The 12,054-nt window shown below is 42.1% G+C and carries 9 protein-coding genes; all 9 read left to right on the top strand.

The window, feature by feature from the left end; all coding sequences use genetic code 11:
• Positions 1-488: 488 nt before the first annotated feature.
• The 9 genes from ACK5MF_RS19265 to ACK5MF_RS19225 all read left to right on the top strand — a co-directional run bounded on the left by ACK5MF_RS19265 (position 489) and on the right by ACK5MF_RS19225 (position 11,750).
• Positions 489-1,610 carry a bifunctional tRNA (adenosine(37)-C2)-methyltransferase TrmG/ribosomal RNA large subunit methyltransferase RlmN gene (locus tag ACK5MF_RS19265; RefSeq protein WP_416924129.1) on the top strand — a complete coding sequence of 374 codons (1,122 nt, stop codon included), beginning with the start codon at positions 489-491 and terminating at the stop codon, positions 1,608-1,610.
• Between the two features lie 317 nt (positions 1,611-1,927).
• Positions 1,928-2,959 carry a cytoskeleton protein RodZ gene (rodZ, locus tag ACK5MF_RS19260; protein ID WP_416924128.1) on the top strand — a complete coding sequence of 344 codons (1,032 nt, stop codon included), beginning with the start codon at positions 1,928-1,930 and terminating at the stop codon, positions 2,957-2,959.
• An 8-nt stretch (positions 2,960-2,967) separates the two neighbouring features.
• Entirely contained in the window at positions 2,968-4,092 is a 1,125-nt protein-coding gene (gene ispG, locus ACK5MF_RS19255) for a flavodoxin-dependent (E)-4-hydroxy-3-methylbut-2-enyl-diphosphate synthase (protein ID WP_416924127.1), read from the top strand.
• A 25-nt stretch (positions 4,093-4,117) separates the two neighbouring features.
• Entirely contained in the window at positions 4,118-5,386 is a 1,269-nt protein-coding gene (gene hisS, locus ACK5MF_RS19250) for a histidine--tRNA ligase (protein WP_416924126.1), read from the top strand.
• Between the two features lie 64 nt (positions 5,387-5,450).
• Positions 5,451-6,065, top strand: coding sequence for a YfgM family protein (locus ACK5MF_RS19245; RefSeq protein ID WP_416924125.1), 615 nt, complete (start codon positions 5,451-5,453; stop codon positions 6,063-6,065).
• 12 nt (positions 6,066-6,077) lie between these two features.
• Complete coding sequence (bamB, locus tag ACK5MF_RS19240) at positions 6,078-7,238, top strand: outer membrane protein assembly factor BamB (RefSeq protein ID WP_416924124.1); 1,161 nt, start codon at positions 6,078-6,080, stop codon at positions 7,236-7,238.
• 187 nt (positions 7,239-7,425) lie between these two features.
• Positions 7,426-8,910: a ribosome biogenesis GTPase Der gene (gene der, locus ACK5MF_RS19235; protein WP_416924123.1), complete on the top strand. Its 1,485-nt coding sequence runs from the start codon at positions 7,426-7,428 to the stop codon at positions 8,908-8,910.
• 384 nt (positions 8,911-9,294) lie between these two features.
• The gene (locus ACK5MF_RS19230; protein ID WP_416924122.1) at positions 9,295-9,516 is read left to right on the top strand and encodes a zinc ribbon domain-containing protein; all 222 of its coding nucleotides are present in this window, start codon (positions 9,295-9,297) and stop codon (positions 9,514-9,516) included.
• A gap of 332 nt (positions 9,517-9,848) precedes the next feature.
• Positions 9,849-11,750 (top strand): EAL domain-containing protein, encoded by a 1,902-nt coding sequence (locus tag ACK5MF_RS19225; protein ID WP_416924121.1) that lies wholly within the window; start codon positions 9,849-9,851, stop codon positions 11,748-11,750.
• Positions 11,751-12,054 lie beyond the last annotated feature (304 nt).

Genomic DNA, 12,054 nt, shown 5'->3' with positions numbered 1-12,054 from the left:
CAATTAAAAATGAATTTGAACCATGCATAGTGAAAACATGAGCCCAATAACGAACATGTTTTGTTGGGACAGAATATTTTTCAGCGAGCTCTCGAGGAGTGGAGCCATCAAGATACTTTTTAGCTACTTTGAACTTTAACTCGCGACTGTATTTGGACATAAATAAAAGACCCCCAATAATTGGTTGTCCAACTATTGGGGGTCACTTCAGAGCATGGGAACGAGAGATTTTCTTAACTGATTGGCATTGCTCCCGAAAGGGAGCTTTTTGCATCAAAGACACTCTATTTCTAACTTAAAATTGGTTGCTTTTAACCCTTCCAACAAATATTTATCCTTTCTTGCTTATTTATATCAATAGCTGATTGTTTTTTATTCAATGAGTTGTCAATACCCCAGTAAACTCATGGTATTGCAGCCCTTGTCGTTATTGCCTAAAGGCTGTACAATTCGCGCCCTTAATTATAGTTCCATCTTTGAGAGGCTACATGACCACACAAAAAGTCAATTTACTTGATTTTGATCGCAAGGGTATGCGTTCATTTTTCGCTGATGAACTGGGTGAAAAAGCATTCCGCGCCGATCAGGTGATGAAGTGGATTTATCACTTTGGTTGTGATGACTTCGAAAAGATGACCAATATTAATAAGCAATTGCGCGAAAAACTGCTGCAAAAATGTGAAATTCGTGCACCGTACGTATCTGAAGCTCAACATTCAAGTGATGGCACCATTAAATGGGCGATGAAAGTGGGTGATCAGGACGTAGAAACGGTTTATATCCCGGAAGATGATCGCGCAACGCTATGTGTTTCTTCTCAAGTTGGTTGTGCGCTTGAGTGTAAGTTCTGTTCTACCGCTCAACAAGGTTTTAACCGTAACTTACGTGTCTCTGAAATCATTGGTCAGGTTTGGCGTGCTGCTCGCGAAATTGGTTTAGAAAAAGAAACCGGTCGTCGTCCAATTACTAACGTAGTCATGATGGGCATGGGCGAGCCATTACTGAATATGAAGAACTTAATTCCAGCACTAGAAATTATGCTCGATGATCTGGGTTTCGGTCTTTCTAAACGCCGTGTAACGGTTTCGACTTCTGGTGTGGTATCCGGCTTAGATCAAATGACGGGTCAAATTGATGTTGCTTTAGCGATTTCACTGCATGCGCCGAACGATAAGCTGCGCAGTGAAATTATGCCAATCAATGACCGTTGGGATATTCAAGAATTTCTCGCCTCGGTTCGTCGCTACATTGCATCTTCCAATGCTAACCGCGGAAAAGTGACAGTAGAGTATGTACTTCTTGACCATGTCAACGATGGTACCGAACATGCTCACGAGTTGGCGCAGTTGATGAAAGATACCCCATGTAAGATCAACTTGATTCCGTTTAACCCTTATCCGGGCTCTCCGTATAACAAACCAAGTAATTCTCGGATTGATCGTTTCCAAAAAACATTGATGCAGTACGAACATACTGTAACGGTTCGTAAAACACGTGGTGATGATATTGATGCCGCTTGTGGGCAATTAGTCGGTGACGTCATAGATCGTACCAAACGTACCAAAACCAAACAGGAAGACCAGCAAGCAATTCCTGTAAAACAGATTTAGTCAAAAACTTCAGTAGGCCAGAGTTCGTTCTGGCTTAGTTATTTTTGTGGTGAATCGTATAATTTATGTCGTTTTGATGTCAATTTAAGCAAAAACCTTGACCTGTCTGTAATTTCTTTTCCAATTGCTTGTTGTTTACAGGCTAATATCTATTAGAATGTTTCACTATTATCAAAAGTAAATACGAATTACTGGCGATATTGAATTTAAATGAATTTCCACCTGTTGAAGTCATCGAGTTTGATTGCTACTAACAAATCAATAATAAAAGCGACAAATAGGTACTTGAGCACAAAAACACGAGATAGACATCGCGGATGAATACTGAACAAACAAATGTTGAACAAACAGAACAAGACAACTCGATTATTGAAGGAACAAGTACATTTGTAGAAGCGGGTACTCTTTTAAGAGAAAAACGCGAAGCATTAGGATTAACACAGCAACAAGTTGCTGATCGCTTAAGATTGCGCTTATCGATTGTTCAAAATTTAGAAGTTAACAACTTTGACTCTGATCTGGTCGCCACTTTTATTCGTGGCTATCTGCGTTCCTACGCCAAAGCCGTAGGTTTAAAAGAGTCTGAAATTTTAGAAGCTTATGAGAAAAGCACCGCGGTTGAGCCTCAAGAGCAAACTATGCAAAGCTTTTCTAAGAAAACCAAACGCGCGAAGCACGATAGCCGCATTATGACGATTACTTGGGTCATTATGGTTATTCTGATTGGTATGTCATCGCTATGGTGGTGGCAGAATCACAGAGAAAGTGGTTTCGAGATTGATAAAGATGCCGAAGTTTCCGCGGTACTGAGTAATGACTCTTCGCTTCAAGATTCTCGTAATGAGCAAGATTTCGCGACGGTGAATGAATTAACTGAAGAATCCGGTGAAGAGCCTGTTGAACCATTTTCTCCTGCAGACGAAAGCCAAGAGGGTTCTGCTATGGAAGAAGCTGAACCTGCCGTGGTTGAAGAGAACACGATAACCGAAACTCCTCAAACTGTTGCGGAAGAATCTACTGCAAATAAAGCAACTGTCAGCGAACCGTCTGCTAGTGAATCGGCTGTCAATGAACTAGCAGTCAATGAACCGGTTGTCGAACAACCAGCGGTAACCGAGCTATTGACACTTTCTTTCTCTGCGGATTGTTGGATTCAAATTAAAGATGCAACGGGTAGAACTTTGTCGACTGGCATTAAGCAAGCCGGTCAGACACTGAATTTACGCGGGCAAAAACCTCTACAAGTGGTTCTTGGTGCTCCTGAAGGTGTTTCAATGACATTTGAAAGTGAACCTGTCGATCTTTCTCGGTATACTTCAGGCAAAGTAGCAAGAATCACCTTACCTTAGACATTACTATGCAACACGAATCTCCGATCAAACGTCGTCCCTCTACGCGTATTTATGTAGGGAATGTGCCAATTGGCGATGGCGCGCCAATTGCTGTTCAATCAATGACCAACACAAGAACGACTGACGTTGAAGCAACAGTCGCTCAGATCAAAGCTTTGGAAAAAGTTGGGGCAGATATCGTTCGCGTGTCTGTGCCGACTATGGATGCTGCTGAAGCGTTCAAGCTTATCAAACAGCAGGTATCTGTTCCGTTGGTTGCCGATATTCACTTTGACTATCGTATTGCATTGCAAGTGACCGAATACGGCGTTGATTGTTTGCGCATTAACCCAGGTAACATTGGTAACGAAGCACGCATTCGTTCTGTGGTTGACTGTGCACGCGATAAAAACATTCCGATTCGTATCGGGGTTAACGGCGGTTCATTAGAAAAAGATCTACAAATGAAATATGGCGAGCCAACACCAGAAGCACTGGTGGAATCGGCAATGCGCCATGTGGATATTCTTGAACGCCTGAACTTTGATCAGTTTAAAGTCAGCGTGAAAGCGTCCGATGTCTTCCTTGCTGTGGATTCATACCGTTTATTAGCGAAGAAAATTGATCAACCACTTCACCTTGGTATTACAGAAGCGGGCGGAGCTCGTGCCGGTTCGGTGAAATCAGCCGTTGGCTTAGGTATGCTGTTAGCGGAAGGTATTGGTGATACTTTACGCATCTCTTTAGCGGCGAATCCAGTTGAAGAAATTAAAGTCGGTTTCGATATTCTGAAATCACTGCGTATTCGTTCTCGTGGAATTAACTTTATTGCTTGCCCAAGCTGCTCTCGTCAAGAGTTTGATGTTATTTCAACGGTGAATGAGTTAGAACAACGCTTAGAAGACATTCTAACCCCAATGGATGTATCCATTATTGGCTGTGTGGTAAATGGTCCTGGTGAAGCGGAAGTTTCCCATTTAGGTCTCGCAGGCAGTAATAAAAAAAGCGCCTTTTATGAAGACGGCGTTCGTCAAAAAGAACGTTTTGACAACGACGACCTAGTTGCTCAGCTTGAAGCGAAAATTCGCGTTAAAGCATCAATGTTAGATGAGAAAAACCGCATCAACATTCAGCAACTTGAACAAGATTAATCTAAACGATATTACGGTAACTATTTTGGCAAAGACTATTCAAGCAATCCGAGGCATGAACGACTGTCTCCCAACTCAGTCTCCACTTTGGCAAAAAGTGGAAGGCACGGTAAAAAACGTAATTAGTGCTTACGGCTATAACGAAGTTCGTATGCCGATCGTTGAGATGACACATCTATTTAGCCGTGCGATTGGTGAAGTCACTGACGTGGTTGAAAAAGAGATGTACACCTTTGAAGACCGTAATGGTGACAGTTTAACGCTACGTCCAGAAGGTACTGCTGGTTGTGTGCGTTCTGGTATCGAAAATGGTCTGCTGTATAACCAAGAACAACGTCTATGGTACATCGGTCCAATGTTCCGTCATGAGCGTCCTCAGAAGGGGCGCTATCGACAGTTCCACCAATGTGGTGTGGAAGTTTTTGGTTTAGATGGTCCTGATGTTGATGCTGAACTGATCATGATGACGGCACGTATGTGGCGTGAACTTGGTATTTCAGAGCATGTGCATCTGGAGCTGAATTCAATTGGTTCACTGGAAGCTCGAGCTAACTACCGTACTGCGTTAATCGAATATTTAGAACAATTTATGGATGTTCTGGATGACGATTGTAAACGTCGTCTATACACCAACCCGCTACGCGTGCTGGATACGAAAAACCCAGAAGTTCAAGCCGTGTTAGGTGATGCACCTGAGCTGTCTGATTACTTAGATGAAGATTCAAAGCAACATTTTGCAGGTTTGTGTGAACTTCTTGATGTTGCAGGTATCGAATATACGGTTAATCAACGCTTGGTACGTGGTCTGGATTACTACAACCGTACCGTATTTGAGTGGATGACGGAAAGTTTAGGCTCGCAAGGTACGGTATGTGGCGGTGGTCGTTACGATGGTCTAGTCGAACAATTAGGTGGTAAGCCAACGCCAGCTGTCGGTTTTGCTATGGGCTTAGAGCGTTTAGTGCTGATGATGGAAACATTAGGCAATACCGATGTTCGCCGCAGTGTTGATGTCTACATGGTCACCGCGGGCGAGGGTACTTTGTCTGCAGGTATGAAGCTTGCTGAACAAATTCGTGAGCAAGTACCAGACCTACGAGTGATGACACATTTCGGTGGTGGTAACTTTAAGAAACAGTTTAAACGTGCAGACAAAGTGGGTGCTGCGATAGCATTAGTTCTGGGCGAAAACGAAGTTGCTGAAAGCACCGTTGTTTTAAAAGACTTAGCTGGTGGCGACCAGGAAACAATTTCTCAAGCTGAGATCGCGAGCAGACTGGCTCATTTGATCTAGTAGCGAATTTTTAGAGATACATTATGCCAATGCAGGTCATTGGCATTAATTAAGAGGATAGGAAGTGGAACTCTACGATACTGAAGAACAACAAGTAGAAGCGATCAAAGATTGGTGGCAAGAGAATGGCAAAGCCGTCATGTTAGGCGCTGTCATTGGCTTAGGTGGTCTGTTTGGTTGGCGCTTTTACCAAGATAGTGTAACTGAGGCAAAAGAAGCTGCTTCTGAAGCTTATTCACAAGCTATCCTATCTCTATCTTCTAAAGGCATGGATGCGAGCGGCGATGTACAAAGCTTTATTGATGGCAACAAAGATACAGAATATTCCGTCCTTGCTGCAATGCAACTTGCTAAAGTTCAAATTGAAGCAGGTAATTTAGATGAAGCATTGGCTCAATTAGAGTGGGCTAAAGATACAACTAAAGATGCGGCTCTTAAGCCAGTAATTACATTCCGTGTTGCTCGCCTCCAAGCTGAGCAAGGTGACTTCGATACAGCTTTAACCGAGTTAAGTAACATTAAAGAACAAAGTTGGGCTGGTCGTGTTGCTGAACTACGTGGTGACATCTCATTGCGTAAAGGTGATACAGCAAGTGCTTATGCTGCTTATACAGAAGCACAACAAGCGAGCGATGCTAGCCAAACACTGCAAATGAAACTGGATGACCTAGCCAAATAAGGGCACAAGTTGATGAAAAAAATGTTCAACAAAGTGCTGCTATCTTCAGCCGTGTTAGCTCTGCTGGCAGGTTGTGCTGGAGAAGAAGAAAACATTGTTATGGCACCTGTGCCTGTAGTCAAAAGTGAATTTACGCCTAAATCGTTGTGGAGTACTTCTATCGGTGATGGTGTAGGTCACTACTTTTCAAAGCTTAAGCCAGAGTACGCTTACGGCAAAGTTTACGTTGCAAGTCGAGACGGTATTGTAAAAGCACTTGATCCTGAAAATGGTAAAGAGATCTGGAAAATCGATCTGGAAGAAGATGTTTCCGCTCGTTTATCCGGTGGTGTCGTTGCTGCTTACAGCCAAATCTACATTGGTAGTGAAAACGGTGTTGTTGTTGCTCTAAATGCAGAGACTGGTGAACAGGCATGGAAAGTCAAAGTTGAAGGCGAAGTGTTAGCTTCACCTGTCACAGACAATAACCTTGTTATTGTCAATACTAGCCGTGGTGCGCTGGTGGCGCTTGATCAAGCGACGGGCAGTCAAAAATGGACAATCAGTACCGAAGTTCCTAACTTAACGTTACGTGGTGATAGTCAACCTTCTGCTGTTTCTGGTGGTGTGTTCTGGGGTACGCCAAGTGGTCGTTTGGCTGCGGCAATTTCCACCCGTGGCCAGTTGATTTGGCAACAACCAGTAGGTCAGCCCAAAGGCGCAACTGAAATTGATCGTTTGGTTGACGTAGATGCATCACCTGTGATCATTGGTGGTACTCTTTACACGATTGGCTTCAACGGTCAGTTAATTGCGATTGATCTGCGCTCTGGTAACCCAATCTGGAAACGTAACTACTCTTCAGCAACCGATATGGTGACGGATGGTGGTCGTTTGTTTCTGGTAACAGATAAAGATTACTTAGTTGCTGTTGACTCACGCAGTGGAACGGAACTCTGGAGCAATGACAAGTTGAAACACCGCCTGCTGACTGCGCCAATGATTATTGACGACTATGTCGTGGTAGGTGATAGCGAAGGCTATCTGCATTGGATTGATCGTAGCTCTGGTGAATTTGTTGCCCAGCAAATGGTTGATGATAGCGGTTTCGCCGTCGGTCCAATGGTTATTGATGGCGGTTATGTCCTGATCACTCGCAATGGCGATGTAAAGAAACTGACGATCAATAAGTAATTTGTGATATTATTCACACACGGCTCCTAGCTGGAAACAGTTAGGAGCCGTTTTATTGAAATAAACAATGTGGTTATAGGTAATACTTATATAGATCGCTCAGTCGATGATATTGGTATAAAGCTGATTGGTTGTTTTCTCAGTCATTACCTATAACTACATATGATTAATAATTGTAGAGGTTGTTATGATACCTGTTGTTGCTCTTGTAGGGCGTCCGAACGTAGGTAAATCGACACTGTTTAACCGCTTGACACGTACTCGTGATGCTTTGGTTGCCGATTTCCCAGGCTTAACGCGTGACCGTAAATACGGTCAGGCAAAGCTAGGTGAACACGAATTTATCGTTATTGATACCGGTGGTATTGACGGTAGTGAAGAGGGTGTTGAAACCAAAATGGCGGAGCAATCGTTAGCGGCGATTGAAGAGGCTGATGTTGTTCTGTTTATGGTTGATGGTCGTGCCGGCTTAACCGTCTCCGATGAGGCTATTGCTCAACATCTTCGTCGTATTGAGAAAAACAGCATTTTGGTGGTTAACAAAGTTGATGGTATCGATGCTGACGCAGCGAGTGCCGAGTTCTGGCAACTTGGTATGGAAAACATGTACCAAATTGCAGCTGCTCATGGTCGTGGTGTTGGTGCTCTGATTGACCGCGCGCTAAGCCCGATTGCTGAACAGATGCAAGCACAAGATGCACTTTTAGAAGATCTGACTGAATTTGAAGATGCAGAAGAAGAGCAACTGGAATACACCGAAGAAGAGGCGGAAGAAGCGTACAAACGTCTGCAAGATCAGCCGATCAAACTGGCGATTATCGGTCGTCCAAACGTCGGTAAGTCAACACTAACTAACCGTATTTTGGGTGAAGAGCGTGTGGTTGTTTACGATATGCCGGGAACAACACGTGATTCCATCTACATTCCGATGAAGCGAGATGAGCGCGAATATGTGCTTATCGATACCGCGGGTGTTCGTCGTCGTAAACGTGTCAACGAAACGGTTGAAAAATTCTCTGTCGTTAAAACATTAAAAGCTATCGAAGATGCAAACGTTGTGTTGCTTGTTATCGATGCGCGTGAAAATATTTCTGACCAAGATTTAAGTTTATTGGGTTTTGCTCTGAATGCCGGTCGTTCCCTCGTTATCGCTGTAAACAAGTGGGATGGTTTGGACACTGACGTTAAAGAGCGAGTGAAGAAAGAATTGGATCGTCGTTTGGGCTTTGTTGATTTCGCTCGTATTCACTTCATTTCAGCACTTCACGGTACGGGTGTTGGTCACTTGTTTGAATCTGTACAAGAAGCCTACAAGTCTGCGACAACTCGCGTAGGTACTTCGGTATTGACTCGTATTATGAAGATGGCAACTGAAGATCATCAGCCACCAATGGTTCGTAGCCGTCGCGTAAAACTAAAGTATGCGCATGCTGGTGGTTATAACCCGCCAATCATAGTGATCCACGGTAACCTTGTGAATGAACTACCCGATTCATACAAACGTTATCTGATGAACTACTTCCGTAAGTCATTGGATATTATGGGGACACCGATTCGTATTCAGTTCCAGAACAGCGAAAACCCATTTGAAAGTAAAACCAACAAAATGACGTTATCGCAAGAGCGCAAACGTAAGCGCCTGATGACCATGATGAAAGGTCGCAAAAAATAACGCTTTAATAGAAGCCCAAGCAAATTGCTTGGGCTTTTTACTATATTTCTCGAGTGAAGCTTGACGATGAACCGTTGAAGTACATCGTTATGTAAGTGCCATATAAGTCACTAATCGGGAAAAGATCTTTTTATTAAATTCTGATATTGTTGGATTAAATCTTTAGATTAGAATTTTAATCTGTTTAAAATCCATATGCAGGATATGTAACTTATGCTTTCGGTGTGTGGTTATATAAATGTTCTTTTTAGGGTAGATCGCTGATCAAAATAGATAAAGCAGAAGATCGGCTTAAGATCTCTATAATGATCTTTATCTTGCCATAAGTTGATTAAGCCATAATTAATCATTTAAATATGTCGTTTTAGAAGTTGGAGGTGTGTCATGGAAAACTTATGTCCACAATGTGACAAAGAGCTAGAGTGGGATGGGCAGTACCATTGTTCATCATGTGATGACCATTTTAAAAAAGTTGGATTCTGCCCTGAATGTGGTGCTGAGCTAGAGAAACTGCAGGCCTGTGGTGCTGCTAACTATTTTTGTAATACTTGCAACGAGTTAAAGTCCAAATCTCGCATTCGTTTTGAGTTGCAAAAAACAGCATAACTCACTGAATTCCATTGTCTTATTAGCATCAAATCTCATTCAGGTGTTGAGTGAGATTTGCCCTACGTTTATATCAGTGCTCGATATCTATTTTATTCTCTTTTCATCTGTATCATTTGCCATTGGGGATCCACATCAAAAGTGGGATAAACGCCGAAGTGAAACAAAAAGAACTGGCAAATATGACTGATCGAGTGTTGAAAAGATATCTACTCTGGCTACCAACTGTACTTATGGTATGTGCAATTGGGACCTCATTTATTAATCAACATTTATTCTCACAAAGCTTAATCGCTTCTGTTATCACAAGTATTGAAGAGCAATATATTGAGATGAGAAAAACAGAGGTTGAAGAGCGTGTTGATACGACAATAAAAATGTTGGATGTCATTCGTCAAAGTAACAATTTGGCAGTAGGTGACATAATCCCTCAGGTTCTTTTCGACAAAACGATGAATTCATTCCAACTGCTAAATGAAGGTAATGATGGCTACATCTTTGTTATCGATAAAAACAAAGCATTTGTCGTTCATAGAAATTCGGACAATTTATTCAAAAACGACATTAATGAAGAGCTGGTTCACTATATCTACCAAAGCGCACTGAACGGTGTTTCTTGGGTCGAATACAGCGATAAAGCTTTCAACCATCGTAAAAGCGATGCTGAAGCACAAAAGATCACACATGTTCGTTATGTGAAAGATTGGGATGTAGTCTTAGGTAGTGGTGAGCTCCTGAATGACATTAAAAACTATTCTGAATCTGAAGCTAAAATGGTCACGGATCTTATCCTGGAACAAAAATCTAATCAGAATCTGTTCCATATTTTTGTTTTTATCATTTTTGCCGGGATCATTTATTACCTGCGTACTATTACCGCCAATAAACTTTACCAGTACAAATCAGCCATTGAAGAAAAGCTGCTGCAAATAGAAACAAAAGATAAAGAGATTGCTTTCCGCTCTCTTTATAACGACGTAACTGGTCTGCCAAATAGGAAGGCGACATCAGATTATATTGATAACCTTTGCCTACAGGAGAAAGGTGAAGAATACCAACTTCAGATCATTGATATTGTTGATTTTCAGAAAGTGAATAACCAGTACGGATTTGCTGTTGGTGACCGAGTGCTTCGTCAGGTAACTAGTGCACTGGAAGAGTTAAAAGGTGAAACCATGTTTGTTGGACATATTTCAGCAGACCAATTCGTCATCATTTGCCAAACATCTGTCGGTTCATGTATCGATTTTGAAAAGCAAACTGAAGCATTTGAGAAGTTTGATGTTTGCGGTGAAATGCTTTCGCTAAGAGTGCGTAATGCTGTTGTTACCTTCAAAAACAGAAATATTTTAGGCTCAATTATTGTACGTAATGCAGAGCTGGCGATGAAGTATGCGAAAGCAAACAACTTGTTTAATGTTAACTATTCACCATTCATGGCAAAAAGTTCTGAGCGTCATTTTAAAATCTCAAACTTGCTTGATATCGCTATCGAAAACAAAGAGTTCTATGTTCACTATCAACCTCAAGTCAGCACATTGAATGGCAAGATCATCGGTGTAGAAGCTCTTGTCCGTTGGGATAACGTGGAACTAGGGCGAGTGGCTCCTTTAGATTTCATTCCTATCGCAGAGAAAAAAGGAATTATTGGTAAGATCAGCGATATGGTTCTAACCCAAGCTTGTAAAGATATTCAGTCAATCAGCCCAAATGGTGAAGGTGCATTAACTTTATCTGTGAATATTTCTCCAAACCAGTTAATGAGCAAAGGATTTGTTGAGAATACCCTCAAGATCATCAAATCTACCGGTATTGATTCTAACCGTATAGTTTTTGAAATTACGGAAGGCACATTCTTAAACGATATACCCGGGACTGTCGCTGTGATTGAGCAACTTAAAGCAGTTGGTATTAAGTTCTCCATTGATGACTTTGGTACGGGTTATTCATCGCTGAGCTATTTATCCAAGTTGCCAGTAGATGAAGTAAAAATTGATAAGAGTTTTATCAATGATTTAGCCGATGATGAAGATGCCTACAACTTAGTGAAAAGTATTTTGGCGGTTGCGAATATTAAGCAACTTACGATTGTTGCCGAAGGTGTTGAAACCAAAGAACAGTCGCAGATCTTGGCTGATCTTGCTTGCCATCTGTTGCAAGGCTACTACTTTTCTCGTCCCGTTGATGTCGAGAACTTAACCAAGAAAATTAGAGACAACTTAAAAGCAAAATAGAGACAGTTTCCCCTTAAAGTTCCACTGTGATTTGCCACTGATAATATCAGTGGTTTTTTGTTTGCCCAGCAAAGCTGGCAAACCCGTCCACTTGAAAGAAAGTGGAGTCACCCTGACTAAGGGGAAGACAATCCGAATGGCAAGGGCGTCACGGGCTAACGGTGGGGTCTGAAGGAAGCCATAGGAAGTTAGATGTACACAACTAACCGTAATCTGTTTCGGCGGTACTGGTGGGTAAGCGTCCAAAATAGCGCAAAGCCCAATACTTAGTCAGACCAATACTGTGATTGAGGGTGGGATATCT

Origin of the sequence: Vibrio sp. (assembly GCF_047973365.1) — a bacterium.
GTDB lineage: Bacteria > Pseudomonadota > Gammaproteobacteria > Enterobacterales > Vibrionaceae > Vibrio.
Note: the sequence above shows the minus strand (reverse complement) of the source record. Positions and strands in the feature narration are given on the sequence as shown.

Bases quoted from the DNA above. Each gene is read 5' to 3' on its own strand.
- ACK5MF_RS19265 (WP_416924129.1), top strand. From the start codon at position 489: ATGACCACACAAAAAGTCAATTTACTTGATTTTGATCGCAAGGGTATG.
- rodZ (WP_416924128.1), top strand. From the start codon at position 1,928: ATGAATACTGAACAAACAAATGTTGAACAAACAGAACAAGACAACTCG.
- ispG (WP_416924127.1), top strand. From the start codon at position 2,968: ATGCAACACGAATCTCCGATCAAACGTCGTCCCTCTACGCGTATTTAT.
- bamB (WP_416924124.1), top strand. From the start codon at position 6,078: ATGAAAAAAATGTTCAACAAAGTGCTGCTATCTTCAGCCGTGTTAGCT.
- der (WP_416924123.1), top strand. From the start codon at position 7,426: ATGATACCTGTTGTTGCTCTTGTAGGGCGTCCGAACGTAGGTAAATCG.
- ACK5MF_RS19230 (WP_416924122.1), top strand. From the start codon at position 9,295: ATGGAAAACTTATGTCCACAATGTGACAAAGAGCTAGAGTGGGATGGG.
- ACK5MF_RS19225 (WP_416924121.1), top strand. From the start codon at position 9,849: ATGAGAAAAACAGAGGTTGAAGAGCGTGTTGATACGACAATAAAAATG.